Below are 26,174 nucleotides of genomic sequence, written 5' to 3' on the forward strand. Positions count from 1 at the left end.
AACGCAGAACGTCAGCGCGGAACCGTGCCGATTTTGGGCTGCTGCCGCACATGGGGTGCGGCGTGCGGCTGGCACACCGGATGAGTTCGCGGGGTGGCTACGCCCCCGCGTTCCCGCTCATTCCGGCAGAATGGAAAGACAACGATATGCCCATCAACTTCGACTACCACAAAGTTGAGCTGAACTGGGGCGGCCAGCCCCTCACCCTCGAGACCGGCAAGATCGCCCGCCAGGCTGACGGCGCCGTGCTCGCCACGCTCGGCGAAACCGTGGTCCTCGCCACCGTCGTTTCGGCCAAGTCGCCGAAGCCGGGTCAGGACTTCTTCCCGCTGACCGTCAACTATCAGGAGAAGTACTTCGCCGCGGGCAAGATCCCGGGCGGCTACTTCAAGCGCGAAGGCCGTCCGACCGAAGGCGAGACGCTGATCTCCCGCCTGATCGACCGTCCCATCCGTCCGCTCTTCCCCGAGGGCTACAAGAACGAGACCCAGGTCATCGTCACGGTCCTCCAGCACGACATGGAGAACAATCCGGACGTGCTCTCGATGGTCGCTGCTTCGGCCGCGCTGACCATCTCGGGCGTGCCCTTCATGGGCCCGATCGGGGCTGCCCGCGTCGGCTACGTCGATGGCCAGTACGTCCTGAACCTCGCCGTCGACCGTCGTGCCGAGTCCAAGCTCGACCTGGTCATGGCCGGCACCCAGGACGCCGTGCTGATGGTGGAATCGGAAGCCCAGGAGCTCTCCGAGGAAATCATGCTCGGCGCCGTGATGTTCGGTCACGAGGCCTCGCGCAAGGTGATCGACGCCATCATCAAGCTGGCCGAACTCGCCGCCAAGGAACCGCGCGATTTCACCCCGCCGGATTATTCGGCGCTTGAAGCCGACGTGCTGAAGATGGCCGAGGCCGACCTCCGCGCCGCCTACAAGATCACCGACAAGGCGCAGCGCTATGCTGCGGTCGATGCCGCCAACGCCAAGGTCAAGGAGCATTTCGCCGCCCAGATCGAAGCCGGCACCGTCTCGGCCGAGGACCTGGGCGAAGTGGTCCATAACCTCCAGGCCAAGATCGTCCGGTGGAACATCCTCGACACCAAGTCGCGCATCGATGGCCGTGACCTGACGACGGTCCGCCCGATCGTCGCCGAAGTCGGCGTTCTGCCCCGCACCCACGGTTCGGCCCTGTTCACCCGCGGTGAGACCCAGGCCCTCGTCGTTGCCACGCTCGGCACCGGCGACGACGAGCAGTTCGTCGACAGCCTCGAAGGCACCCAGAAGGTGAACTTCATGCTGCACTACAACTTCCCGCCCTATTCGGTCGGCGAAGCGGGTCGCATGGGTTCGCCCGGCCGGCGCGAAATCGGTCACGGCAAGCTCGCGTGGCGCGCCATCAACCCGATCCGTCCCAAGGCGGAAGACTTCCCCTACACCATCCGCGTCGTCTCCGAGATCACCGAGTCGAACGGCTCGTCCTCGATGGCGACCGTCTGCGGCACCTCGCTGGCGCTGATGGATGCAGGCGTGCCGATGAAGAAGCCGGTGGCCGGTATCGCCATGGGCCTGATCCTCGAAGGCGACCGCTACGCGGTGCTCTCCGACATCCTGGGTGACGAAGATCACCTCGGCGACATGGACTTCAAGGTTGCGGGTACCGCCGACGGCGTCACCTCGCTGCAGATGGACATCAAGATCGCCGGCATCACCGAGGAGATCATGAAGGTCGCCCTCGGCCAGGCCAAGGCGGGTCGCGAGCACATCCTGGGCGAAATGGCCAAGGCGCTCGACACCTCGCGCTCCAGCGTCGGCGAATTCGCCCCGCGCATCGAGACCATCACCATCCCGACCGACAAGATCCGTGAAGTGATCGGCACCGGCGGCAAGGTGATCCGCGAGATCGTCGAGAAGACCGGCGCCAAGATCGACATCAACGACGACGGCACCGTGAAGGTCTCGTCCTCGGACGGCGCGTCGATCGATGCGGCCATCAAGTGGATCAAGTCGATCACCGATGAAGCCGAAGTCGGCGCCATCTACCAGGGCACCGTGGTCAAGACCGCCGATTTCGGCGCGTTCGTGAACTTCTTCGGCGCCAAGGACGGCCTGGTGCATATCTCCCAGCTCGCCGCCCAGCGCGTCGGCAAGACCACCGACGTCGTCAAGGAAGGCGACAAGGTGTGGGTGAAGCTGCTCGGCTTCGACGAGCGCGGCAAGGTCCGCCTCTCCATGAAGGTCGTCGACCAGGCGACCGGCAAGGAAATCGTCGAGGAAAAGACCGACGCCGCCGAGTAATCGGCAGCTCATTGAATGAGAAGAGGCCCGGGAGCGATCCCGGGCCTCTTTGTTTGCGCCCGGTGCCGGTGACCCTTGGCTCAAAGGGCAGGGCAATCGCATATGTGGGGAGTCACCGGTCTCAAAGGGGGAGGAAAGATGGAACGAGCGCCTGCTCCTGTGCCGGACCGGGCGGCATTGGCGGGCGAGCCTGGTCGCCCCATATCAGGAGCATGACGATCTCCATCGCTCCCTCAGCCGCACTGATCTGGTCGACCCTCAACTCCTGGCCCCGCGGCTACTTCACCGCCCGCTACCAGGGTCGGCGCTACGGGGTGACCAGCACCGCGCATGCCAACGGTCAAAGTTTCAAGCTCTATGCCGAGCAGCTTGGCGGCGCCGACCGCATCAGCCTCAACATCTATCGACCGCCCGGCAGCGGCGAACCGGCGCTCAAGCCCTGCGAGATGCCGGTCGACAAGGTGACGGCGTTCGTCGCCGGCGCGCTGATCGACCAGCCTGAGTAGCCTGGTGGTCAGTGCCGGGGCGGCGGGTTGCGCAGCAGCCCTTCGACCAAGCGCCGATAAGCGGCAGTCGCGCGGTGTGAGACGGCGACCGGATCTTCCGCATTGGCGATCCACTGCGCGGCGTAGCAGGAGGCGCCGGTGATCATTCGCGCGGTGGCCTGGCAGTCCACGTCGGCGATCATGCCGTTTTCCAGCAACCCCTCGAGACTCTGTTTCATCGCCGTGATGCAGCCATTGGCGCTCGGCCAGGACGACGGGTCGCCCAGTACTGCCGGGCCGTCGCGCAGCATGATTCGCTGGATCTCCGGCTCGAGCGCCATCTCGATATAGCCGATGCCTTCCTCGACGAAACTCTCCCAGGCGTTCGGCGCCTTGGCGGCCCGCGTCTTCAGCCGCGCCGTCATCTCGCTGTCGATCTGGGCGACGACGGCCTCGAACAACCCGCGCTTGTCGCCGAAATGGTGATAGAGCGCGCCGCGCGTCAGTCCGACATCGGAGGTGAAGTGATCCATCGAGGCCTCGGCATAGCCGACTTTGGCAAAGGCCTCGCGGCCTGCGGCCATCAGCTTGGCGCGGGTCTCCAGAATCATCTCGCTGCGGGTTCTCTGAGCCATGCCCTGCCATTTCATATACGCGACGTATGTCAATTGACATACGTCGCGTATGTCACTAGATGCTTTTGCATACGCCGCGTATGTCAATGATGTAGGCCGCGGCTCAGCAAATGTCGAGGGATCGCCATGTCGAATCCATATGCAGAGATTTTCCGTGCGCCCGGCGCCAAAGGCTTTGCCGCCGCGGGTTTCGTCGCTCGCATGCCGATGGCGATGGCGCCGATCGGCATTGTCGCCATGCTGTCGCAGACCCACGGCGAGTTCTGGCTTGCCGGCGCCGTATCGGCCACTTACGCGCTGGCCAACGCGCTGTTCGCGCCGCAGATCTCGCGCGTCGTCGACCGGCTGGGTCAGTCGCGCGTGCTGATCCCGACGACGCTCATTGCCGTCGCGGCCTTCGCCGTGCTGATGCTGGCGGCCGCCCAGCACTGGCCGCTCTGGACCTTGTTCGCCGCGGCCCTTGCTGCTGCGTTGATGCCGAGCTTTCCGGCGATGATCCGGGCGCGCTGGAGCGAACTGTTCCGAGACCGGCCGGAACTCAACACCGCCTTCGCGTTCGAGTCGTCTGCCGACGAGCTGGTCTACATCGCCGGAGCCTCGCTGTCGGTTGGCCTTGCGGTGGCGCTGTTCCCCCAGGCAGGGCTATTGGCCAGCACGCTGTTCCTCGCGCTCGGCGGCCTTGCCTTCATCGCCCAGCGCCGCACCGAGCCCAGGCCCAGCGTCGCGGCGGCCGGCGCTGGCAAGTCGGCCATCCGGCAGCGGCCGGTGCAGATCATCACGTTGGCCCTGATCTTCGTCGGCGCCATCTTCGCCACCGCCGAGGTGAGCGCAGTGGCGATCACCGAGAAGTTGGGTCAGCCCGGCGCCGCCAGCCTCGTCATCGGCGTCTACGCCGTCGGCTCGTTCCTCGTCGGCCTGATCGTCGGCGCGCTGAACCTGAAGCTGGCGCTCGAGAAGCAGCTGGCGATCGCGTTGGCCGTCATCGCCCTCACTGCCTGGCCGCTGCCGTTCGTCGACAACGTGCCGATGCTGGCGCTTGCCGTGTTCGCCAGCGGTGTCGCCATTTCGCCGACCTTCATCACCGCCTTCGGCCTGATCGAACGGCGGGTGCCGGCGGCGATGCTGACCGAGGGCATCACCTGGGTGATGACCGGCATCGGCATCGGCATGGCGCTCGGCTCATTCGTCACCGGCTGGGTGGTCGATAGCTACGGGGCCAGCAACGGCTTCATCGTCTCGGTGGTCTCGGGCGCCCTGGCTTTGCTCACGGTGCTGCTGGGGCAGCGGACATTGGCCGGGCACGGCGCGGCGGCAGCAGCCCAGCCGCAGGCGGCAGAATAGGTGCGGCTCCCCGAAATGCCGGTGCGAGCTTACCCCCACCCTTAATCCCTCCCCCGTGCGGGGAGGGGGCAGGGGTGGGGGCGGCGCGCGCCAGCCTGGGTCTTGCTGAACCCCTGCGCCTCACGGCTTCTCCCAGGTCAGGGCTTCCGCCTTGGCGCCCAACCCGCCGAGGGCCGCCTTCAGGTCGGCTACCATCGGATCCGGACCGCAGAGGTAGAAGTTCTGGCCGATGTCATGCACCTCGCGCCTGAGGAAGGCTTCGTCGATCCGCTCGTGCAGCACGCCCTCGGCGGCGGGGTCGTCGGTGATGGTCCAGGTGGTCTCGAGCCCCGCCATGGCTTCGAACTCGTCGCGGAGGATAATGTCCTCGGCCTTGCGGTTGGAGGCGATCAGCCGATGTCCAGCCAGCTTGCCGTCCCTGGCGAGCTGCCTGAGGATGGCGATGAACGGTGTCACGCCGGCGCCGCCGGCGATGAAGGTGCCCGGGCCTTTGTAAGTGATGGTGCCCCAGGGGTCGCGCAGCACCAGCCGCTGGCCGGCGCCATAACCGAACAATCGCTCCGTCATCCCGTCGCCGCCGGTCTTGAAGTAGCTCTTGATGGTGAACTCGAGATAATCCCAGTCGTTGAGCGCGGTGAAGGTGAAGGGGTGCTTCTTGTCGCGCCAGCCATCCTCGTCGAGCGACAGTTCGGTGGCCTGGCCGGGTTCGAAGCGGTATCCGGCGGGCTTTTCCAGCACGTAGCGGCGCACATTATGCGTAACTTGCTGAATATTTAGGATTCTCACGGTTTGGTGCACGGCACGCCTCCTTGTCACGCTCAGACGCCGAAAGTGCCCCGGCGGTTCCTGGAAATCCACGCGGGAATCGTGCCCTGAACCCCTCCAAACCCCACTCCCACCAATGGTTTCCTCAAGGCAACCAACCCGCCTCGAGGGAGGTGGGTTTCTCACGAGATGGTGGCGTTCCCTCATGTAACCCTCTGCAGCCATTATCGAATTTCAAGAGGGTGAGGTGCAGATTTCGCGTCTTGCGAAGCGGCGCAAGGAGTCCGATCTCCCTGTTGTCCAGACAACGAAAGGGACGTGAAAATGAAAACTTCTGCTCTTGGCCTTGCCGCTCTGCTGCTCGTGGGCGGTCTCTCGGTTCCGGCTTTCGCGGCCTCTGAGGATTCCAGCTTCGACTCGGACTTCCTCGTGACGCAGCTGCAGCACAAGGGGATCAATGCCACCGACGTCTACGAGAACGCTGACGGCATCATCCGCGCCGTGGTGAAGCAGGCCGACGGCTCCTCGACCTTCCAGTACTTCTACAAGGACACGCTGAAGCCGGTGCAGAGCACCGCGCAGGGCAACACCCGCGTGCTGAGCAAGGTCGATACCGGCGTCAAGACGGCTCCGGTCTATAACAAGTCGCTGCTCGTCGACGATTTCTTCGACTGATGGCGATCCCCCGAGCCGGCTGGCTACGTGCCTGCCGGCTCGCTGATCCCTCAGGCGGGGCGATCGCCCGCCTGGGATCAACGCCCGGTGCTGATCCGCAGCACCGGAGGTTCGGGCAGCTCGGCGTCCCCGCGCGCGTCAAATTGCTGCCGCGCCTCAAGCACTCGGTGCCAGTGCAGCGAGGCAAAGGTTTCGAAGGCCTCGAAGGCTTTCAGTGCCTCGGTACCAAGGTCGGTCAACGCATAGTCGACTCGCGGCGGAATGGTCGCATAGCTGGTGCGGGTGACGAAGCCGTCGCGCTCCAGGGCCCGGAGGCTCGCCGTCAGCGCCTTCTGCGAGATCGTGCCGATCTCACGCTGCAGCTCCGAGAACCGCAGCGTTTCGTGCCTCAGATGCAGCACCACCGTCGGCGTCCATTTGCTGTTGCGGGTGGTCAGGAGTTCGTCGATCACTGCCTGATTGACCGGCGGACGCTTCGGCTCACGCATGCGCCAACTCCGTGAGATAGAATTTTGGCCAGCCGTTGCCGGCTGGCGCGAGATCCCCTCGGTCGCATATTGTTCATGAGCCGGCATTTTCCAGAGGCCGACGGCACATTTCAATGCCCGATTGCCTAAACGTTCTGTTAATTCGCCGTAACGCGGCGCCGCTCAGCGGCGCGTGAACGTCAGGTAGAAGCTGATGTTCCGGCCCGCAGCCCGGGCTTTCTCCTCGTACCGCGTCGGCTCCCAGCCGGCATAGGGCTCGTGCCAGATCCGCGGCCGTTCCGGCACGAAAACAAAATCCGGCGCGCGCAGGATATGGGCCAGTGTCCAGTTCGCGTAGTCCTCGATATCGGTCGCGAAGCGGAACGGCGCACCCGGCTTCAGCGTCCGTCCGAGTTCGCTCAGGGTCAGCGGCGAGATGAAGCGGCGCTTATGATGCCGCGTCTTCGGCCACGGGTCGGGATAGAGCAGGAAGGCGCCATCGAGGCTGGCCTCGGGGAGCTTCTGCAGCAGCTTCAGCGCATCATCCGTGAACAGCCGGATGTTGCCGAGTTCCTCCTCGTCGATCTGCTGCAGCAGCTTGGCGATGCCGCCCGAGAACACTTCGCAGCCGATATAGCCGGTGTCGCGGTGCCGGCTGGCTTCCAGCGACAGGTGTTCGCCGCCGCCATAGCCGATTTCGATCTCGCGCCTTGTCGCTTCCGGGAACACCGCCGCCGGGTCGAGCATCCCCTCGCCGAGCGCGATCTCCAGCTCAGGCAGCAACTCCCGGAACAGCTGATCTTGCCCTTTGTGCAGGCGTTTGCCGGAGCGCCGGCCGAAAAAGGCTCGCGGCTCGCCGTCGACGTTGAGGGGATGGTGGGGTTTGTCGGACACTGGTCCTCCGTGAAAAAGGCCCCCTCACCCGGCCCTCGGCCGACCTCTCCCCCAAAGGGAGAGGTGAGTTGTGGCACGATTTCGCCCTGTCACCACCACTCCCTTGGGGGAGAGGTCGCCGCGTAGCGGCGGGTGAGGGGGCCTTCTTACTGAGTCGCTCAGGCGGCCGCCTTGACCGCGGCCTTCAGCGCCGGGACCAGGTCGGTCTTTTCCCAGCTGAACGAGCCGTCGCGGCCCGGCTTGCGGCCGAAATGGCCATAGGCCGAGGTCTTGGCATAGATCGGCTTGTTGAGGTCGAGATGGGTGCGAATGCCGCGCGGGCTGAGGTCGAACACCTCGCTCAGCACCGTCTCGAGCTTGTCCTCGGCCACCTTGCCGGTGCCGTGCAGGTCGACATAGATCGACAGCGGCTTGGCCACGCCGATGGCGTAGCTCAGCTGGATGGTGGCGCGATCGGCGAGGCCGGCCGCGACGACGTTCTTGGCGAGGTACCGCGCCGCATAGGCGGCCGAACGGTCGACCTTGGTCGGGTCCTTGCCCGAGAAGGCGCCGCCGCCATGCGGCGCCGCTCCACCATAGGTGTCGACGATGATCTTGCGGCCGGTGAGCCCGGCATCGCCGTCGGGGCCGCCGACCACGAACTTGCCGGTCGGGTTGACGTGCCAGACGGTATCCTTGGTGATCCAGCCCTCGGGCAGTGCAGCGCGCACATAGGGCTCGACGATCTTGCGCACGTCTTCGGACGAAAGGCTCGCATCGACATGCTGGGTCGACACCACGATCTGGGTGACCCCGACCGGCTTGCCGTTCTCGTAGCGGATGGTGACCTGGCTCTTGGCGTCGGGGCCGAGCTTGATCGCGGCGCCCTCACCGGCCTTGCGCGCAATGGTCAGCGCCTCGAGGATCTTGTGGGCATAGTAGATCGGCGCCGGCAGCAGCTCGGGGGTCTCGCGGCTGGCATAGCCGAACATGATGCCCTGGTCGCCGGCGCCGACATCCTTGTTGCCCGACTCATCGACACCCTGCGCGATGTCGGCCGACTGGCCGTGCAGCAGCACGTCGATCTTGGCGGTCTTCCAGTGGAAGCCCGACTGCTCATAGCCGATCGCCTTGATCGCCTTGCGTGCCGTCGATTTGAACTTGGCCGGGTTAACCACCGGATGGCCGGCCGCGTCGAGCAGCACCTTGCCGTCCTTGCCCTTCTTGAGCAGCGTCTCGGGCACCCGCACTTCACCGGCGATCACCACGCGGTTGGTCGTCGCCAGCGTCTCGCAGGCGATGCGCACCTTCGCCGGATCCATGCCGGCCTTCTTGGCCTCGCGGAACACCAGGTCGACGATCTCATCGGAAATCCGGTCGCAAACCTTGTCCGGATGCCCCTCCGAAACCGATTCCGACGTGAACAGATAGGAAGACCGAGCCAAGGCGAAACCCCCGAAAAATGGTCAAAAAGTGCGAAAATCGCACAGTTGCGCGCTGTTTTGCCACCGGGGCAAGGCGCGGTCAAGCCATATAAAGGAAGCTTTATGTCCCGTTCGGCCGCTGTTGCAGAAAATTCATGCGACGCGGCGGGGCCGCCGGGCCGCAATCAGCGAGCCGAGGAGACCCAGGACCACTGCCGCCCAGAACGGCAGGTCGCCGAGACGGTTGAACAGCGTGCCGCCCGGCACCGGCTCGGTCGGCACCACGTCGAGCACCCCGACCTGTTCCTCGGCCAGTTGCGCCACCACCCGGCCGAGCGGGTCGACGCTCAGCGTCACCCCGGTATTGGCGGCGCGCAGCATCGGCAGCCCGGTCTCGACTGCCCGCATCCGGGCATGGTGGGCATGCTGCGCCGGGCCGATCGAGCCCATGAACCAGGCATCGTTGGTGACGTTGAGAATGAACTGCGCCTGGGTCGGGTCGCCGATGTCGCCGGGGAACACCGCCTCGTAGCAGACCAACGCCAGAAACGGTGGGGTGCCCGGCGGCGTCATCAGCCGGCGGCCGTCGCCCGCCGCCCAGCCATTGGTGCCCGGCACGAACTGGTTGATACCGAACAGCCGCCAGAAGCTCTGGAACGGCAGGTACTCGCCGAACGGCACCAGGTGCGACTTGTCGTAGCTCGCCACCACCTCGCCATTGGTGTCGATGGCGAGGATCGAGTTGTAGCCGGGGTTGTCCGGGATCGGCAGCCCGTCATCGCCGAGTGGCTCGCGCGGCGCACCGGTCAGCAGCAGCGTTGTGTCGGGCAACATGCGGGCGATGCGGGCAATGCCGTCGGGATAGTTGGTGAGAAAGAAGGGAAACACCGATTCCGGCCATACCACGTGGGTAATGCCGTCGAGACCCGCATCGGATGGCGTCGGCTTGCTTTCCGACAGGCTGATCAGCTGGTTGATGATGGCGTCGGGGTCGGCCACCGACCAATCGGCATGTTCGAGGATCATCGGCTGCACCAGCCGGACCTTCATGTCGGTGCGGGCCGTGAGTGTCGTCGTGGTGAGCCGCCAGTTGCCGTAGCCGACCTGCGCTGCGATCACTGCGATGGCGAGAAACATCGGGATCAGCCGCCGCACCAGGCCGCGCTGGTCGGCCGGCCAGATCAGCGCCGGGGTCATGGCGATCAGCGCCGCGATGAAGGTCAGCCCATAGCTGCCGACCACCGAGGCGAGTTGCAGCATCTGGTCATTGGCGGTGAGCGCATAGCCGAGAAGATCGAACGGGAAACCGGTGAACAGATGCCCGCGCCCCCACTCGGCCAGCGCCAGGAAGCTGGCGAGGGTGACGATGCGAAAGGCGCCGCCCGACCAGACGAGATGGGCGAGCGCACTGCCCAGCCCCCAGAACACCGACAGGATCGCCGCCAGCCCGACGATGGCGAACGGCATCAGGACGAGGAAGAAGCCGCCCTCCTGCAGGAAAGCGGCCCCCAGCCAATGCAGCGCCACGGTGAAATAGCCGAGCCCGAAGCCGAAGCCGATCTGGAACGCCGGACCGACCAGCCGGCGCCAGCCGCGGCTGTGCTCGGCGCCGTCGAGCGCCCAGACCCAGACCGGCAGGGTGAGGAACAGCGCCGGCAGCAGGAAGAACGGCGGCATCGAAGCAGCGGCAATTGCTCCCGCCGTGACGACGATAAGGAAGCGTCGCCAGCCATGGCTCAGCATCACGGTCTCGGCGAGCCAGGTCATGCGGCGCTCGAATCACAGGGCATGTGGCAAGGTCGCGAGGCGCGCGCGCCGGGTCAAGCGCGGCAACGTCCGGCTCGTCGTCCCTGGCGCAACCGGGATCAAGCGGCGAAACCGGCCCATGCCGCAGCATGTCGCCGGTAAACAGGAGGGACGATGGTGACGAACTGGACCAGGACAACGCCCGAAGCGGCGGGCTTTGCCGCCAATCTCGAGAAGAAGCTCGCCGCCGGCTTCGAATCGGGACTGCTGCTGCCGATCCACGCGCTGCTGGTCAGCCGTGGCGGCAAGCTGGTGCTGGAGCACTATTTCGAGGGCGAGGACGAGAGCTGGGGCGATCCGCTTGGCCGCGTGCAGTTCGGGCCGGCGGTGCTGCATGACCTCCGCTCGGTGACCAAGAGCATTGTCGGCCTGCTCTACGGCATTGCCCTGGAACGCGGGCTGGTGCCGGCGCTCGACACCCCGGTGATCGACGGCTTTCCGGAATACCCCGACCTCGTCGCCGACCCGGAACGACGCAAGGTCACGGTGGCGCATACTCTCAACATGACCATGGGCATGGAGTGGGACGAGAACAAGCCCTACACCGACCCGACCAATTCCGAGATCGCCATGGAAATGGCGCCGGACCGCTATCGCTTCGTCCTCGATCGCCCGATCGTCGGCGCCCCCGGCGAGAAGTGGATCTATTCCGGCGGCGCGGTGGCGCTGATCGGCGCCCTGATCGAGCGCGGCTCCGGCCAGAAACTCCCCGATTTCGCCCGCGAGGCGCTGTTCGCGCCACTCGGCATCACCGATTTCTACTGGCTGGCAGGCAGCGACGGCGTGGCCTCCCCCGCTTCAGGCCTGCGCCTCACCGCTCCGGACTTGCTGCGGATCGGCGCCATGCTGGTCGATGGCGGCCGGTTCGAGGGACGGCAGATCGTACCGGCGGCCTGGCTAGAGGCGTCCTGGACTGCAGCGATCCAGACCTGGGACGGGCTCGGCTATGGGCACCTGTGGTACATGCACGAAGCGCCGGCCCCCGGCTACGACAGGCCGCTGCGCTGGATTGGCGCCTTCGGCAATGGCGGCCAGCGGCTCTGGCTGGCGCCGGAAGCCGGCATTGCCTGCGTCATCTACGCGGGCGACTACAATCTGTTCGAGCGCTGGGTCACCCCGGCCCGCATCTGGCGCGAGATCGTGGTGGGGAATGTGGTGCGGGCTTGACACCGCCGAGCTCGCAGTCGGCGAACCTCTCCCGCTTGCGGGGGAGGGGGACCAGCCGCAAGGCTGGTGGAGGGGGGTGCGGCAAACACCGGCTCAGTAACATCGCCCGCCGTCAGTGCGTGGGGCTCCCCCCTCCCACCGCCTGACGGCGGCACCCTCCCCCGTAAACGGGAGAGGCGTTCCTGACTGCAAACGCCAAACTACTCCGCCGCCGGCGCTTGCGTGTCCTCCGGCGCCTTCGCCACCGGCGGCTTGGGCGGCCGCGGCTTGGGCTGCTTCAACCGCTTGATCTTGACGCGTTTGACCTGGCGGCTGTCGGCCTGCAGGATTTCGAACTCGAACCCCTTGATGCCGTTGACGTGTTCGCCCTTGGCGGGGACGTGCCCGGCCAGTTCGAACACCAGGCCGCCCAACGTATCGACTTCGTCGGCATGGCTGCCGGGATCGAAATCCGGACCGATCACCTCCTGCACTTCCTCGAGCTCGGCGCGCGCCGAGGCGATGAAGACGTTGGAGTTGATCTTGCGCACCAACGCCACGTCGTCGTCGTGCTCGTCCTCGATCTCGCCGACCACCGCTTCCAAGAGGTCCTCGATGGTGACGAGGCCGTCGGTGCCGCCATACTCGTCGATCACCACTGCCATGTGCACCCGCTTGAGCTGCATCTGCTGCAGCAGGTCGCCCACCGGCATCAGCGGCGGCACGAACAGCACCTGGCGCACCAGGTCGAGCTTTTCGAGTCTTGAACGGAGCGGCGTTGAAACCAGCTTGACCGGCACCGTGGCCTCCGGGTCGGTCACCGGCTCGGTGATCCGCCGCAGCGCGTCCTTGACGTGGATGAAGCCGGTGATGTTGTCGAGGCTGTCGGTATAGACCGGCATGCGCGAGTGGCCGACCTGCCGGAAGCGGGTGACCAGCACGCCAAGCGTTTCCGAGCTCTCGATCGCCTCGATGTCCGCACGCGGAATCATCACGTCCTCGACCCGCTTCTCGGCGAGATCCAGCACGTTCTTGAGGATGGTGCGCTCGGACTGGGTGAAGTCGGCGGTGCCGCCATTGTTCTCGCTCTCGAGCGCCACCTCGAGATCGTCGCGCAACGATACGGTGCGCATGGCGATGAGGCCGCGCAGCCGATGCCAGAGTTTCTGCCCCCACGTCGCCGTGGAGGCGGGACTAGAAGGAGGCTCGTTGTTGGATTTTTGCGCCAGCTTTCTGTGCGGCGCGGACGGACTGTCGGAGTCGTTCATCTCAATGGCCGCGTGCGGCCTTCAATTCATCGGAGGGTGTAATTTAGCTATCGGCGTAGGGATCGGCAATGCCGAGGGTCGCGAGGATCTCGCTTTCGAGCCCTTCCATCTCCTCGGCATCCTCATCCTCGATATGGTCGTAACCGAGGAGGTGGAGGAAACCATGCACCACCAGGTGAGTGAAATGGGCCTCGAAGCCGATACCCATCTCCTCGGCTTCCCTGGCCACAGTTTCGCGCGCCAGGGTGATGTCGCCGAGCAGTCCCGAGACCGGCGCGAACGGCTCGATCTGCGGAAAGCTCAGGACATTGGTGGATTTGTCGAAGCCCCGCCACTGCCGGTTGAGCTCGCGCTGCTCGGCGTCGTCGGTCAGCACCACCGAAACCTCGGTGACGCCGGTCACCTCGGCTTCGGACTGTTTCAGCGCCGCGCGAATGGCGGTTTCGGCCACCGCCTCGAGGTTTTCGGGCCAGCCCTCCGCGTTGATCGCGAAGGCGATTGATAATGGGGCTTGCATCAGGCCTTCGTGTTGTTCTCGGCCAGCCGGCGCGCTGCATCGGCTTCGTAGGCACGGACGATCCGCCCCACCAGCGCATGACGCACCACGTCCTTGTCGTTGAAGCGCGAGATATGCACGCCTTCGACCCCGTCGAGCAGGTGCACGGCCTCGATCAGCCCGGATTTCTCGCCGCGCGGCAGGTCGACCTGGGTCGGGTCGCCCGTGACGATCATCTTGGAGTTCTCGCCCAGCCGGGTCAGGAACATCTTCATCTGCATCGAGGTGGTGTTCTGCGCCTCGTCGAGGATCACCACCGCGTTGGCGAGGGTACGGCCGCGCATGAAGGCGAGCGGCGCCACTTCGATGATGCCCGAGGTGATGCAGCGCTCCACATGCTCGGGGCGCATCATGTCGTAGAGCGCGTCATAGAGCGGGCGCAAATAAGGATCGACCTTGTCCTTCATGTCGCCGGGGAGGAACCCCAGCCGCTCGCCGGCTTCTACCGCCGGACGGCTGAGGATGATGCGGTTGATATCGCCGCGCTCGAGCAGCGTCGCCGCATGGGCAACGGCAAGATAGGTCTTGCCGGTACCGGCCGGGCCGACGCCGAACACCAGTTCCGAGCGGTCCATGGCGCGCATATAGGCGTCCTGCGCCGGAGTGCGCGCCACGATGGTGGCCTTGCGGGTGGCGATCTGCGCCATGCGCACTCTGCCCTTCTTCTCGAGCGTGGGCAGCGTCAGCTGGCTGTCCTCGGTCTCGATCATGCGGATGACGCCGTCGACCGTCGAAACTTCGATCTGCTGGCCCTCTTCGAGCTGCTCGTAGAGCGACTCGAGCACGCGCCGCGCCTGGTCGACGGAGCTGGCACCACCCTTCAGCATCACATGGTTGCCGCGCGGCGTCGCCTGCACGCTGAGGCGCTGCTCGATCAAAGCCAGGTGCTGGTCGAAATCGCCGTAGAGCTGCGCGGCGAGCTTGTTGTCTTCGAAGGCGAGTTCAAGCTGGGAGGACGGGCCGTGGTCGGTAGACGGGGGCAAATGCCTGCTCAAATCTCTGGGGCTCCTTGGGGCGGCCTCTCAGATATGGGCCGCGATGGCTTGAGACTCAATAACGCTAGCAGGATTCGGTTCCCCGACTGTGACAATCTTGCCGATGAGGGAATTATTCCGGGCCTCGACGATCTCGACCGGGATGATCTGGCCGATCAGCCGGGCGGGGCCCTCCATGTGCACCGCCTGCAGGTAGGGCGATCGGCCGCCGATCTGGCCGGGCTGGCGGCCCGGCTTCTCGATCAGCACCGGCAGCGTGCGCCCCACCACCGAGCGGTGGAAGGCGTGCATCTGGGTATTGATCTGGTCGTTGAGCCGCTTCAGCCGCTCGGCCTTCACCGGCTCGGCGACCTGGTCCGCCATCGACGCACCGGGCGTGCCGGGCCGGATCGAGTATTTGAAGGTGTAGGCCGAGGCATAGCCGACATCCCTCACCACCTGCATGGTCTCCTCGAAATCGGCATCCGTCTCGCCGGGGAAGCCGACGATGAAGTCACCCGACATCGCCATGTCCGGCCGCGCCGCCATGATGCGCTCGATCACCCGCATGTATTCGGCTCGGGTGTGGCGGCGGTTCATCGCCTTGAGGATGCGGTCCGACCCGGCCTGGATCGGCAGGTGCAGGTAGGGCATCAGCGCGTCGAGGTCGCGATGCGCCTCGAGCAGCTCGTCGGTCATGTCGAGCGGATGCGAAGTGGTGTAGCGGATGCGCGCAATGCCCGGGATTTCGGCCAACCGGGCACAGAGCTCGCCGAGCCCGACGCTGCGACCGCGAGCATCGAGCCCGTGATAGGCGTTGACGTTCTGGCCGAGCAGGGTGAGCTCGCGCACCCCGGCCTCGGCGAGATTTTGTGCTTCGCGCAGCACCTGCTCGACCGGGCGCGACACTTCGCTGCCGCGGGTATAGGGCACGACGCAGAACGAGCAGAACTTGTCGCAGCCTTCCTGCACGGTGAGAAAGGCGGTGAGGCCGCGCGCCAGCGTGACTTCCTTCCTGGCCGCCGGCAGGTGCTCGAACTTGTCTTCCTCGGGGAAGTCGGTGTTGACCACCTTGGCGCCGTTATGGGCGCGGGCGATCAGCTCCGGCAGGCGGTGATAGCTCTGCGGCCCGAACACCAGGTCGACCGCCGGAGCGCGGCGGACGATCTCGTCGCCCTCGGCCTGCGCCACGCACCCCGCCACTCCGATCATCAGATCCTGGCCCAGCGCCCGGCGCTCCTCGCGCAGCTGGCGCAGCCGCCCAAGCTCCGAGAACACCTTCTCCGAGGCCTTCTCGCGGATGTGGCAGGTGTTGAGCACGACGAGGTCGGCATCTTCCATCACCTGCACCGGCTCATAACCGTGCGGCGCCAGGGCGTCCGCCATGCGGTCGGAATCGTAGACGTTCATCTGGCACCCGTAGGTCTTGATGAACAGCTTCTTGGGCGTGTGCTCGGTCATGGCGGGCTGAATACACCGAAGTGGCTGGGAGTGCAAAAGCAGGGCCCGCGCGGGCTGACCCCCACCCTTGATCCCTCCCCCTAAGAATGGGGAGGGAGACGAATACTGCGAGCCAAGTGCGAGGGTCTCCCTCCCCAGTAGGGGGAGGGGACAGGGGTGGGGGTCAGCCCGCACCGGGTTGTCAGCGAGCGCGCCTCGTTGCAGGCTCCCACCCGGAGAAACCACCATGACCCACCATCTCGATACCCTGGCCCTGCATGGCGGCGATGGCGACCGCGTCGTCGGCGAACCGCTGGCGCCGCCGCCGGTGCTGTCGACCACCTATTTCACCCATCCCGACGCCGTCGGCTTCTCCGCCTCGGACCTCAAAGCCGATGCGCCGCATTTCTACAGCCGCTGGTCGAACCCGACGCTCGAGCTCCTCGAACAGCGCCTGGCGCTGCTCGAGGGTGGCGAGGCGGCCCTGAGTTTCGGCTCGGGCATGGCGGCCATTACCGGGCTGTTTGCCGGCCTGCTGCAAGCCGGCGATCATCTGGTGCTCTCCGATGTCTGCTATGCCGGCGTCGCCGAATACGCCCGGCACACCCTGCCGCGGCAGGGCGTCGAAGTATCGTTCGCCGACAGCTCTAACCCCGATGCGGTCGCTGCGGCGCTGCGGCCCAATACCCGGCTGGTGCATATCGAAACTCCGGCCAACCCGATCCTCAAGCTCACCGACATCGCCGCGGTCGCCGCTATCGCTCACGCCGGCGGCGCCGAACTGTCGGTGGATTCGACCATCGCCACCCCCGTCGGCACCAACCCGCTGGCGCTCGGCGCCGACTATGTCTGCCACTCGCTCACCAAGTACCTGTGCGGGCATGGCGATGCGCTGGGCGGTGCGGTCATCGGCCGGGCCGAGCCGATCGCCCGACTGCGCAAGGACGTGCTGATTCACCACGGCGCAGTGCTGTCGCCGTTCTCGGCCTATCTGATCCTGCGCGGCATCGAGACCTTGGGCTTGCGGATGGAAAAGCACCAGGCCAACGCCCGGGCGGTGGCCGAATGGCTGGAACGGCACCCCAAAGTACGGCGCGTCCTGTGGCCCGGCCTCGCAAGCCACGAACAGTCCGGGCTGGCCCAGCGACAGATGCGCAATTTCTCGGGGCTGCTGAGCTTTTCGGTAAACGGGGACAGCACGGAGATGGCCCGGCAACTGGCCGAACGCCTCAAGCTCGTCAGTTATGCGGTGTCGCTGGGCAAGACCAAGTCGCTCTGCTTCTACATCCCGACCGACGACATCCTCCGCTCCTCCTTCGCGCTGGCCGACGAGCGCAGCTATCGCGCCTCTGCCGGGGACGGGGTGTTCCGCGTTTCGGTGGGCCTCGAGGATGCCGATGCGCTCATCGCCGATTTCGACGCGGCGCTCGGATGAGCGGGTCGCTGAAGGAGATCGTGTTCGACTGCCGCCGGGCCGCGCCTTTGGCCCGTTTCTGGGCCGAGGTGATCGAGGGCTATGCGGTGCGCGCCTATGACGACGAGGAAATCGCCCGGCTCGCCGCGCTAGGCCTTACGCCCGAGACCGATCCGGTGGTGATGGTCGATGGCCCGGGTCCCACGCTCTGCTTCCACGAGATCGAGCGCGGCCGCGTGCAGGGCCGTATCCATCTCGACATCCAGGTCGCAGATCGCCCGGCGGAGCGCGTCCGCTTGCTGGGCCTCGGTGCAAGTATCGTGCGTGAAGCCGACGGCTACACGGTGATGGCCGACCCCGAAGGCAACCATTTCTGCATCGTGGACTGAGGTGAGAAAGGCCCCTCACCCGGTCCGAAGGCAGGATCTCGCCGCCGCGCACCTCTCCCTTGGGGGAGAGGTCGCCGCATAGCGGCGGGTGAGGGGGCCTTTTGGCGGCCTACTCCGCAGCCACCGGCAGCGGGGTGCCGCGGTTGAGCGCCACCAGCATGCGGCGGACTTCGGTCTCGGTCTGCTTGGCCAGTTCCTTGCGGTTGGCGCCTGAACTCAAGGGGCGCGGCGTGCCGAATGCGAGGGTGACCTCGCGGGTGCCGCCGGTCATGATTTCCCTGATGTTCTGCTTCACCGACTTGGATTTGATCCAGGCGATGAACGAGCGGTCGGTGCGGCCGACCGGCAGGCCCTGCAGCTTGGTATAGGCAATGGTCAGCGGCTGGATCAGCACCTCACCGGCGCCGGCCTCCTCCATGGCGTGCTGGGCGGCGCCGATCAGCGCCGAGCGGAACGGCAGCACATGCGTGCCCAAATCCGACTGTCCCTCGGCAAACAGCAGCACGGCGCCGCCGGAGGCCATGCGCTTGCCCATTTCCTTGCTGGCGCGCGCCGCATCGGAGCGCTTCTTGCGGTCGACATAGAGGGTGCGCTGCAGCGAAGCCATGAAGCCGACGAATGGCCATTTGGCGATCTCTGATTTTGCGACGAAAGTGACGTCGGCCTTCGAGCCGATGGCGATGATGTCGGTCCACGAGATGTGGTTGGAGACGATCAGCGTGGCGCGATCATGCGATGGGGCGCCGATCACGTTGACCTTCATGCCCAGGAACTTGCAACCGGCCCAGTGAAACAGCTGCACCGGGCCATGCCAGTAGAGGCCCAGCCGGGTGATGACGAACATCATCGGGATGCCCACCACCATGATCGGGATGTAGACGAAGATGAAGAACAGGACGCGCAGGATCATTTCTTGGTCTCGTCCGGCGTTAGCGGCACAGCATAGAGTTCCAGTCGGTGGTCGACCAGACGGTAACCCAGCCGCTTGGCGATCACCTCCTGGATGGCCTCGATCTCTTCGTTGCGAAACTCGATCACCTTGCCCGAGCGGATATCGATCAGGTGGTCGTGATGCTCGTCGGGGATCAGCTCGAAGCGTGCCCGGCCGTCCTTGAAATCGTGCTTGGTGACCAGCCCCGCTTCCTCGAACAGGTTGAGCGTGCGGTAGACGGTGGAGAGCGAGATACGCGCATCGATCGCCGAGGCACGGCGATACAACTCTTCGACGTCAGGGTGGTCGATCGCCTGCTCGATCACCTGCGCGATGACGCGACGCTGGTCGGTCATCCGCATGCCCTTCTGGGCGCACTGCTCCTCGAGCGTCTGAATGCCGGGTTTGCTCATCGGGCGTCCCGCGTGATCGAATGTCGTCTTTGTTGGTCGCGCTCTCGAGCCGGAAAAGTCTGCAACTTTTCCCGATCACGCTCCACGTTCGGGTTAGCCAAGATCACGGGCCATGACAATAGCGGTGGCCGGGCTGCCGTCGGGGCGCGGATAATAGCCCTTGCGCTCGCCGATCTTGGCGAAGCCGAGCTTGGCGTAGAGCTTCAGCGCCGCCATGTTGTCGGCCGCTACCTCGAGCAGCATGCGCCGCGCCGGGCTCATCCGCACCGCATCGAACAGCGCCCGCATCAGCATCAGGCCGACGCCCTTGTTCCGCCATTTGCGATCGACCGCGATGGTGATGAGTTCGACCTCGTCGCCCAGGTGCCGCAGCATGGCGAAACCGGCAATGCGGCGCCGGCTGTCGCAGGCGACATAGACCGGCGTGCCGTCGCCGGCCACATAGGCGGCGAACTCCTCGCGCGTCCAGCCGCGGTAAAAGCCCTCGGCATGGAGCCGCGCGATGGTTTCGGCATCGGCGCCGTGGGCCGGCTCGACATGCAGCGTGGTGGGCGACAGCCAGAAATTCACCGTTCCACTCCTGGTGCGACCCGCGCGACGCGGAACTTTTCCTGCGGCTTGGCATCGGCGTCGCGGATATAGGCCGCTTCGGGCGGATAGCGGGCGGGATCGGCGGTGGCGGCAAACCGCGCCAGGGCGGCGATGTCGACCAGCGGTGAGGTGATCAGCCCGGCGCCCGGCGGCACCCGCCGCCGCGCCTCGTCCATGGCGAGGACTTGCGGTTCGCCGACCGGAATGGCCGGGCCGCTGAACAGCTGGAAATACGCCTCGTCGCGCCGTGCATCGAGCAGCACGGCGGTGGCGTCGCATTGCGTCGCGAGCGACAGCGCCAGCAGCGAGGGCACGCCGATCACCGGCAGACCGAGCGCCAGGCCCAGGCCGCGGGCGGCGCTGAGCCCGATGCGGAGCCCGGTGAACGAGCCCGGACCGGTGGTGACGGCGATCCGGGTCAGGTCCTTGTAAGCGACGCCGTTGCGCGCCAGCAGCTGGTCGATGGCGGGAAAGATCCGCTCCGCCTGCCCCTGCGCCATCTCCTCGACCAGGCTGTCGGCACGATCATCGCGCAACAGCGCCAATTGCAGGCGCGGCGCGGCGGTATCGATGGCGAGGAGGACGCTGGACATGTGGGGAGAGATAGGGGTTCGGCGGGGGGTTGTCACGGGGGATCACTGATAGAGACGGCCCCCTCCCGGCCTCCCCCATGAAGGCGGAGGTGAAGAGTCGAGGCCCTGTCCTCGATCGCGCGAAACACTCTGGCGGAGCACCTCCCCCTTCATGGGAGAGGATGGGAGGGGGCCGTCTCCATCGGAGAGCCCTAAAAAACAGAACGCCCGGCACCAAGGCCGGGCGATTGAAACTTCATTGCCGCAGCATTCAGACCTGCTGCACGGCCTCCACGCCCGGCACGAAATGCCGGAGCAGGTTCTCGATGCCCGACTTCAGCGTGGCCGTCGAGGAGGGGCAGCCCGAGCAGGCGCCCTGCATGTGGAGGAACACCGTGCCCTCCTTGAAGCCCTTGAAGGTGATGTCGCCGCCATCCATGGCCACCGCCGGGCGCACCCGGGTGGCGAGCAGCTCTTTGATCACTTCCACGGTCTCGCTGTCGCCTTCGTCGAAGAATTCTTCCCCGGTCGCGACTTCTGCCGTGCCGTCGTTCAGCACCGGCTTGCCGGAGAGGAAATGCTCCATGATCACGCCGAGGATCGCCGGCTTGATATGGCTCCACTCCGCTGTGTCCTTGGTGACGGAGATGAAGTCCGAGCCAAGGAATACGCCCTCGACGCCGGGGACGTCGAACAGCGCAGCGGCGAGCGGCGAAATCGCTGCCGATTCGGCCTGCCGGAAATCGCGCGGCTCACCCACCAGCACATCGCGGCCGGGCAGGAATTTCAGGGTCGCCGGGTTCGGCGTCGCTTCGGTCTGGATGAACATCGGGCGGGTTCGGACTCGTGTTAGAACAATTCCAAACTAGTGTTTTGGAGCCCGAAATGCAAGGGTCAGGAGCTCTCGCGTCAGGTCACTGCGACGATCTGTTCGTCCGTCATGGTGCCCGGGATGATGGTGACGATCACCGGCAGCGCGGCCTGGCCGGCGCGCGTCGCAAATGCACTGACCAGCGGGCCCGGCCCTTCCTTGCCGCCGGCCGCGGCGATGACCAGGATGGCGATGCCGGGGTCTTCGCTCACCAGCCGCTCGATCTCGCCCACCAGGTCGCCCTCACGGATCACCGTCTCGGTGCGGATGCCCTCGCCGATCTGGCTGATGCGGGCGCGTTTGGTGTCGAGCAGCCGCTCGGCTTCCTCGCGCGCTTCGGCCCGCATCACTTCCTCGACCCCGAGGAACTGGGTGAAATCCTGGCTGTCGATCACCGAGAGCAGCACCACGGTGCCGCCGGTGCGCTTCACCCGGTTGGCGGCGAAGCTGATGGCGCGATCGGCTTCCTTGCTCTCGTCGATGACGACGAGAAACTTGCGTTTATATTCGCTCATGCTGTCAGCCAAAGCGCCGCACCTTCAGCTTGTAAGGTGCGGCATTGTCCCAAATGCGCGACGGCGCTGCAAGGTCGACGCAAATCGTCAGCGGACGAAGCCGACGATCTTGCGCACGTCATCCATGATCGGCACGGCGATGGCCCGCGCCCGCTCGGCGTTGCGGCGAAGGATCTGGTCCATCTCGCCCTTGTCGGCGACCAGCCGCTTCATCTCGATGGCGATCGGCGACAGCACCGAGACCGCGAGATCGGCCAGCGCCGGCTTGAACCTGCCCCAGCCCTGGCCCCCGAACTCCGCCAGCACTGCATCGATCGACTGGTCCGACAGGGCGGCGTAGATGGCGACGAGGTTCTCGGCTTCGGCCCGGCCGGCGAGGCCCGCCGCCTCGCTCGGCAGCGCATCGGCGTCGGTGGTGGCGCGCTTGATCTTCTTCGAAATCGTGTCGGCGTCATCCATCATGTAGATGGTCGACATGTCGGAAGCGTCGGATTTCGACATCTTCTTCTTGCCGTCCTTGAGCGACATCACCCGCATCGCCGGGCCGGTCGAGAGCGTCTCGGTCAACGGGAAGAAGTCGTCCTTGAAGCCCAGACCTTTGATCTGCTTCTTGAAATCGTGGTTGAACTTCTTGGCGATGTCGCGCGTCAGTTCGAGGTGCTGGCGCTGGTCGTCGCCCACCGGCACGCCGGTCGCCTTGTAGAGCAGAATGTCGGCCGCCATCAGCGAGGGGTAGGCGAACAGCCCGAGCGAAACCGCTTCGGAGTTCTCGCCACCTTCGGCGCCTGCCTTGTCCTTGAACTGGGTCATGCGCGTCATCCAGCCGACGCGCGCCACGCAGTTGAAGATCCAGGCGAGCTCGGCGTGCTCGACCACCTGCGACTGGTTGAAGATGATCGACTTGTTCGGGTCGAGCCCGGCGGCGATGTAGGCCGCGGCGATCTCGTAGGTCCAGCGCCTGAGGTCCTCGGGGTCCTGCCACACCGTGATTGCGTGCATGTCGACGACGCAATAGATCGTCTCGTGCGTTTCCTGCAGCGGCACGAAACGCCGGATGGCGCCCAGATAGTTGCCGAGGTGCAGGTCGCCGGACGGCTTGATGCCGGAAAAGACGCGCGGGGTGAAAGCCATGAGGGGAGTCCCTATAGATCAGGGGTTTGCCTCTACCCCCCTCCCAACCTCCCCCGCAAGGGGGGAGGTGCCGTTTCGTGCTTGTGGCTCGCTCGTGCCACGCACACGGCGGACACCCTCCCCCTCGCGGGGAGGGTTAGGGAGGGGGGAGAGCCAGCTTGTCTCAGCTCCACGTGAGCACGATCTTGCCCTTCTCGCCCCCGGCCGCCAGCTTGAACGCCTCGGCATAGTCGTCGGCCGGCATGCGCCGGGTGATGACCTTCCGGACGTCGAGCCCGGACTCCAGCATCGCCAGCATCTTGTGCCAGGTCTCGAACATTTCGCGCCCGTAGATGCCGCGCAGCGTGATCATCCGGAACACGATCTTGCCCAGGTCGAAGATGAACGGCCGCGCGGGGACACCGAGCAGTGCAATCCGCCCGCCCATCACCATGTGGTCGATCATCTGGTCGAGCGCCGCCGGCGCGCCGCTCATCTCGAGCCCGACATCGAAACCTTCCTTCATGCCGAGCCGATCCATCACGGCGCGCAGCTCCTCTGTCGCGACATTGACCGGCACCACGTCGGCGACTTCGGTCGCGAGCTTCAATCGCTCCGGGTTGACGTCGGTGATCACCACGTGCCGCGCCCCGACATGCCGGGCGACGGCCGCCCCCATGATGCCGATCGGCCCCGCCCCGGTCACCAGCACATCCTCCCCGACGATGTCGAAGGCGAGCGCCGTGTGCACGGCATTCCCCAGCGGATCGAGGATGGCGCCCATCTCGTCGTCGATCGCATCGGGCAGCGGAATGATATTGAAGGCCGGAACTTTTACGAACTCCGCGAAGGCGCCGGGGAGGTTCACCCCGATCCCCTTGGTGTCGGGGTCGAGGTGGAATTTTCCAGCGCGGCTGGCCCGGCTCTTCATCCCCACGACATGGCCTTCACCGGAGACCCGCTGCCCGACCCTGAGGTTGCGGACCTCGGCGCCGATGGCGGCGATCTCGCCGGCATACTCGTGGCCGGTGACCAGCGGTACCGGTACGGTCTTTTTGGCCCAGTCGTCCCAGTTGTAGATGTGAATGTCGGTGCCGCAGATGCCGGTCTTGTGCACCTTGACCAGCACATCCTCCGGTCCGATCTCGGGGATCGGCCGCTCTTCCATCCAGATACCCGGCTCGGTTCTGGCTTTGACCAAAGCGCGCATCAGATCACCCCCACTTCCTTGCCGGCCTCGGCGAAAGCGCCGATGGCGAAGTCGATATCGTCAGCCGACAGGGTTGCCGATATCTGCGTGCGGATGCGCGCCTTGCCCTTCGGGACCACCGGGAAAAAGAACCCGGCGACGTAGACGCCCCGCCGATCGAGGGCGGCGGCAAGGTTCTGGGCCAGCGTTGCCTCGCCCAGCATCACCGGGATGATCGGGGTTTCGCCGGGCAGCAGATCGAAGCCGAGCCTGGTCATTCGACTGCGGAACTCTCGCGTGTTCTCCGCGAGCTTCGCCCTCAGGTCATCGGCGGCCTGCGCGATCTCGATCGCCTTGAGCGAGCCGGCCGTCACAGCAGGGGCAAGGGCGTTGGAGAACAGGTACGGCCGGGCGCGTTGCCGCAGCAGGTCGATCACCGGTTGCGGGCCGGTGATGAAGCCGCCCATGGCGCCGCCAAGCGTCTTGCCGAAGGTGCCGGTGATAATGTCAGGCTCGGCCCCGGTCAGCGCCCCGGTCCCGCGTCCCTCGGGGCCAAGATGCCCGGTGGCATGGCAATCGTCGACCGCAATTATGGCGCCATACTTGTCCGCCAGCGCGCGGATCTCCGGCAGTTTGGCGATATAGCCATCCATCGAGAACACCCCGTCGGTGACGATCAGCCGGAAGCGCGCGCCATCGGCAACCGCCTGCTTCAGCTGGGTTTCGAGGTCGTCCATGTCCGAGGTCTGGAAGCGGTAGCGCTTGGCTTTCGAAAGCCGCACCCCATCGATGATGGAAGCATGGTTGAGGCTGTCGGAGATGATCGCATCGTCCTCGGTCAACAGCGTTTCGAACAGCGCGCCGTTGGCGTCGAAACAGGCCGCGAACAGGATCGCATCATCCTTGCCGAGGTAACGCGCGACGGCGGTTTCGAGCTCGCGGTGCAGGTCGAGCGTGCCGCAGATGAAGCGGACCGAGGCCATGCCGAAGCCATACTGCTCGAGCGCCATCGCGGCAGCGTCGGCGATATCAGGGTTGTCGGCGAGGCCGAGATAGTTGTTGGCGCAGAGGTTGACCATCTGCCTCGGTCCACCGGCTCCCGCCACGGTAACCCGCCCGCCCTGCGGCGAGGTGATCTGGCGCTCGCGCTTCATCAGGCCTTGCGCCTCGATGTCGGCAAGCACGGTCCTGAGATGATCGAGATATCCGGTTTGCATGGTCGTTCCTCCGATATGGAGGAAATTCCGCTATAACGGACATATAGTCAAGTAATCGCGGAATTTCCGCTTGGCAGCCAGATGGTACTTGGCGATAAAGGCAGCATGGCAAGCACTGAAGCCCCCGATATCGGCCCGATCATCCAGCGCGAGCGCAAAGCCCGGCACCTGACGCTGGAGCGGCTGGCGGCGCTGTCGGGCGTGTCGCGCTCGATGTTGAGCCAGATCGAACGCGGCGAGTCGAATCCCACCTTCGCGGTGCTCTGGGGCCTGACCCAGGCGCTGAAGATCGACCTCGCCGATCTGATCGAAGGCGGCGTGGCGCATCGACGCGCCGCCCCGGTGGACGTTGTGACGGTGCCGCTGACGCCCGAGATCAACAGCCCCGAGGGGCATTGGCGCCTGCGTATCCTGAGCCCGACCAGCATGGCCGGCCGGGTCGAGTGGTACGAGGTCGACATCGCCCCCGGCAGCCGGCTGCACAGCGCGCCGCACGCCGCCGGCACCTACGAGCATCTGACGGCACAGACCCACGGCCTCAGGGTGAAGACGGCGCTCGGCGAGCAGGCGCTGGGTTCAGGCGAAACGGCGCGCTACCGCGCCGATGTCGAGCACGAGATCATCAATGACGGGAATGTGCCGGCGCGGGCGCTGATGGTGGTGGTGTACGAGTAAGGGGTACGTTGCTTCTCCGGTGGCTGCGGATCCCCACCCTTGATCCCTCCCCCCTGAACAGGGGGAGGGAGACGACAGCCTCGATGTCAGCGTGAGCGTCTCCCTCCCCATGTTTAGGGGGAGGGGACAGGGGTGGGGTCAGCC

Annotated in this window: 27 protein-coding genes; 8 read left to right on the forward strand and 19 right to left on the reverse strand. The window is 65.7% G+C overall.

Annotated features, from left to right (window positions below):
- Window positions 1-146 precede the first annotated feature (146 nt).
- The gene (gene pnp, locus APS40_RS11255) at window positions 147-2,288 is read left to right on the forward strand and encodes a polyribonucleotide nucleotidyltransferase (RefSeq protein WP_055047134.1); all 2,142 of its coding nucleotides are present in this window, start codon (window positions 147-149) and stop codon (window positions 2,286-2,288) included.
- Window positions 2,289-2,500: 212 nt separating this feature from the next.
- On the forward strand, window positions 2,501-2,794 hold the full coding sequence (locus APS40_RS11260) for a hypothetical protein (RefSeq protein WP_055047135.1): 294 nt from the start codon (window positions 2,501-2,503) through the stop codon (window positions 2,792-2,794).
- A gap of 8 nt (window positions 2,795-2,802) precedes the next feature.
- Here APS40_RS11260 and APS40_RS11265 read toward each other — a convergent pair whose 3' ends face one another.
- Window positions 2,803-3,408 (reverse strand): TetR/AcrR family transcriptional regulator, encoded by a 606-nt coding sequence (locus APS40_RS11265; RefSeq protein ID WP_055047136.1) that lies wholly within the window; start codon window positions 3,406-3,408, stop codon window positions 2,803-2,805.
- Window positions 3,409-3,534: 126 nt separating this feature from the next.
- Here APS40_RS11265 and APS40_RS11270 point away from each other — a divergent pair, with 126 nt between their 5' ends.
- Entirely contained in the window at window positions 3,535-4,749 is a 1,215-nt protein-coding gene (locus tag APS40_RS11270) for an MFS transporter (RefSeq protein ID WP_055047137.1), read from the forward strand.
- 120 nt (window positions 4,750-4,869) lie between these two features.
- On the opposite strand, the gene APS40_RS11275 is transcribed toward APS40_RS11270, so the two are convergent.
- Window positions 4,870-5,547: a hypothetical protein gene (locus APS40_RS11275; protein WP_055047138.1), complete on the reverse strand. Its 678-nt coding sequence runs from the start codon at window positions 5,545-5,547 to the stop codon at window positions 4,870-4,872.
- Between the two features lie 291 nt (window positions 5,548-5,838).
- Here APS40_RS11275 and APS40_RS11280 point away from each other — a divergent pair, with 291 nt between their 5' ends.
- The gene (locus tag APS40_RS11280) at window positions 5,839-6,189 is read left to right on the forward strand and encodes a hypothetical protein (protein ID WP_156342913.1); all 351 of its coding nucleotides are present in this window, start codon (window positions 5,839-5,841) and stop codon (window positions 6,187-6,189) included.
- 77 nt (window positions 6,190-6,266) lie between these two features.
- On the opposite strand, the gene APS40_RS11285 is transcribed toward APS40_RS11280, so the two are convergent.
- The 4 genes from APS40_RS11285 to lnt form a co-directional block, all read right to left on the reverse strand.
- Complete coding sequence (locus tag APS40_RS11285; RefSeq protein WP_055047140.1) at window positions 6,267-6,677, reverse strand: winged helix-turn-helix transcriptional regulator; 411 nt, start codon at window positions 6,675-6,677, stop codon at window positions 6,267-6,269.
- Window positions 6,678-6,839: 162 nt separating this feature from the next.
- The gene (trmB, locus tag APS40_RS11290; protein WP_055047141.1) at window positions 6,840-7,550 is read right to left on the reverse strand and encodes a tRNA (guanosine(46)-N7)-methyltransferase TrmB; all 711 of its coding nucleotides are present in this window, start codon (window positions 7,548-7,550) and stop codon (window positions 6,840-6,842) included.
- A gap of 158 nt (window positions 7,551-7,708) precedes the next feature.
- Entirely contained in the window at window positions 7,709-8,974 is a 1,266-nt protein-coding gene (gene metK / locus APS40_RS11295) for a methionine adenosyltransferase (RefSeq protein ID WP_055047142.1), read from the reverse strand.
- A gap of 132 nt (window positions 8,975-9,106) precedes the next feature.
- Window positions 9,107-10,720 (reverse strand): apolipoprotein N-acyltransferase, encoded by a 1,614-nt coding sequence (gene lnt, locus APS40_RS11300; protein WP_055047143.1) that lies wholly within the window; start codon window positions 10,718-10,720, stop codon window positions 9,107-9,109.
- A 153-nt stretch (window positions 10,721-10,873) separates the two neighbouring features.
- Between lnt and APS40_RS11305 the strand changes: the two genes are divergently transcribed.
- Window positions 10,874-11,926: a serine hydrolase domain-containing protein gene (locus APS40_RS11305; protein WP_055047144.1), complete on the forward strand. Its 1,053-nt coding sequence runs from the start codon at window positions 10,874-10,876 to the stop codon at window positions 11,924-11,926.
- A 200-nt stretch (window positions 11,927-12,126) separates the two neighbouring features.
- Here APS40_RS11305 and APS40_RS11310 read toward each other — a convergent pair whose 3' ends face one another.
- The 4 genes from APS40_RS11310 to miaB are packed head-to-tail and all read right to left on the reverse strand — an operon-like array spanning window position 12,127 to window position 16,164.
- Window positions 12,127-13,173, reverse strand: coding sequence for a hemolysin family protein (locus tag APS40_RS11310; protein WP_236884240.1), 1,047 nt, complete (start codon window positions 13,171-13,173; stop codon window positions 12,127-12,129).
- 43 nt (window positions 13,174-13,216) lie between these two features.
- The gene (ybeY, locus tag APS40_RS11315) at window positions 13,217-13,690 is read right to left on the reverse strand and encodes an rRNA maturation RNase YbeY (RefSeq protein ID WP_055047145.1); all 474 of its coding nucleotides are present in this window, start codon (window positions 13,688-13,690) and stop codon (window positions 13,217-13,219) included.
- On the reverse strand, window positions 13,690-14,712 hold the full coding sequence (locus APS40_RS11320) for a PhoH family protein (RefSeq protein ID WP_236884241.1): 1,023 nt from the start codon (window positions 14,710-14,712) through the stop codon (window positions 13,690-13,692). The genes ybeY and APS40_RS11320 overlap by 1 nt, the downstream gene beginning before the upstream one ends.
- A gap of 39 nt (window positions 14,713-14,751) precedes the next feature.
- Window positions 14,752-16,164 carry a tRNA (N6-isopentenyl adenosine(37)-C2)-methylthiotransferase MiaB gene (gene miaB, locus APS40_RS11325; RefSeq protein ID WP_055047147.1) on the reverse strand — a complete coding sequence of 471 codons (1,413 nt, stop codon included), beginning with the start codon at window positions 16,162-16,164 and terminating at the stop codon, window positions 14,752-14,754.
- 226 nt (window positions 16,165-16,390) lie between these two features.
- Between miaB and APS40_RS11330 the strand changes: the two genes are divergently transcribed.
- Together APS40_RS11330 and APS40_RS11335 are read left to right on the forward strand one after the other, a co-directional pair.
- Window positions 16,391-17,578, forward strand: a complete 1,188-nt coding sequence (locus APS40_RS11330) for a trans-sulfuration enzyme family protein (protein WP_055047148.1) — start codon at window positions 16,391-16,393, stop codon at window positions 17,576-17,578.
- Window positions 17,575-17,946 carry a VOC family protein gene (locus APS40_RS11335; RefSeq protein WP_055047149.1) on the forward strand — a complete coding sequence of 124 codons (372 nt, stop codon included), beginning with the start codon at window positions 17,575-17,577 and terminating at the stop codon, window positions 17,944-17,946. Before APS40_RS11330 ends, APS40_RS11335 begins: the two co-directional genes overlap by 4 nt.
- 109 nt (window positions 17,947-18,055) lie before the next feature.
- On the opposite strand, the gene APS40_RS11340 is transcribed toward APS40_RS11335, so the two are convergent.
- The 9 genes from APS40_RS11340 to APS40_RS11380 all read right to left on the reverse strand — a co-directional run bounded on the left by APS40_RS11340 (window position 18,056) and on the right by APS40_RS11380 (window position 25,355).
- A complete protein-coding gene (locus APS40_RS11340) occupies window positions 18,056-18,856 on the reverse strand; it encodes a lysophospholipid acyltransferase family protein (protein WP_055047150.1) in 801 nt (266 codons plus the stop codon).
- On the reverse strand, window positions 18,853-19,290 hold the full coding sequence (locus APS40_RS11345; protein WP_055047151.1) for a Fur family transcriptional regulator: 438 nt from the start codon (window positions 19,288-19,290) through the stop codon (window positions 18,853-18,855). Before APS40_RS11345 ends, APS40_RS11340 begins: the two co-directional genes overlap by 4 nt.
- Window positions 19,291-19,383: 93 nt before the next feature.
- Window positions 19,384-19,860 carry a ribosomal protein S18-alanine N-acetyltransferase gene (gene rimI / locus APS40_RS11350; protein ID WP_055047152.1) on the reverse strand — a complete coding sequence of 159 codons (477 nt, stop codon included), beginning with the start codon at window positions 19,858-19,860 and terminating at the stop codon, window positions 19,384-19,386.
- On the reverse strand, window positions 19,857-20,474 hold the full coding sequence (gene tsaB, locus APS40_RS11355; protein ID WP_055047153.1) for a tRNA (adenosine(37)-N6)-threonylcarbamoyltransferase complex dimerization subunit type 1 TsaB: 618 nt from the start codon (window positions 20,472-20,474) through the stop codon (window positions 19,857-19,859). Before tsaB ends, rimI begins: the two co-directional genes overlap by 4 nt.
- A gap of 250 nt (window positions 20,475-20,724) precedes the next feature.
- On the reverse strand, window positions 20,725-21,282 hold the full coding sequence (locus APS40_RS11360; protein ID WP_055047154.1) for a NifU family protein: 558 nt from the start codon (window positions 21,280-21,282) through the stop codon (window positions 20,725-20,727).
- An 80-nt stretch (window positions 21,283-21,362) separates the two neighbouring features.
- Window positions 21,363-21,839, reverse strand: coding sequence for a universal stress protein (locus tag APS40_RS11365; protein WP_055047155.1), 477 nt, complete (start codon window positions 21,837-21,839; stop codon window positions 21,363-21,365).
- A gap of 87 nt (window positions 21,840-21,926) precedes the next feature.
- On the reverse strand, window positions 21,927-22,970 hold the full coding sequence (gene trpS / locus APS40_RS11370; RefSeq protein ID WP_055047156.1) for a tryptophan--tRNA ligase: 1,044 nt from the start codon (window positions 22,968-22,970) through the stop codon (window positions 21,927-21,929).
- A gap of 163 nt (window positions 22,971-23,133) precedes the next feature.
- The gene (gene tdh / locus APS40_RS11375; protein WP_055047157.1) at window positions 23,134-24,159 is read right to left on the reverse strand and encodes an L-threonine 3-dehydrogenase; all 1,026 of its coding nucleotides are present in this window, start codon (window positions 24,157-24,159) and stop codon (window positions 23,134-23,136) included.
- The gene (locus APS40_RS11380; RefSeq protein WP_055047158.1) at window positions 24,159-25,355 is read right to left on the reverse strand and encodes a glycine C-acetyltransferase; all 1,197 of its coding nucleotides are present in this window, start codon (window positions 25,353-25,355) and stop codon (window positions 24,159-24,161) included. Before APS40_RS11380 ends, tdh begins: the two co-directional genes overlap by 1 nt.
- Window positions 25,356-25,460: 105 nt before the next feature.
- Here APS40_RS11380 and APS40_RS11385 point away from each other — a divergent pair, with 105 nt between their 5' ends.
- Entirely contained in the window at window positions 25,461-26,030 is a 570-nt protein-coding gene (locus APS40_RS11385; RefSeq protein WP_055047159.1) for a helix-turn-helix domain-containing protein, read from the forward strand.
- The last annotated feature ends 144 nt before the right edge of the window (window positions 26,031-26,174 follow it).

The organism is Devosia sp. A16 (genome assembly GCF_001402915.1).
Classification (GTDB): domain Bacteria; phylum Pseudomonadota; class Alphaproteobacteria; order Rhizobiales; family Devosiaceae; genus Devosia_A.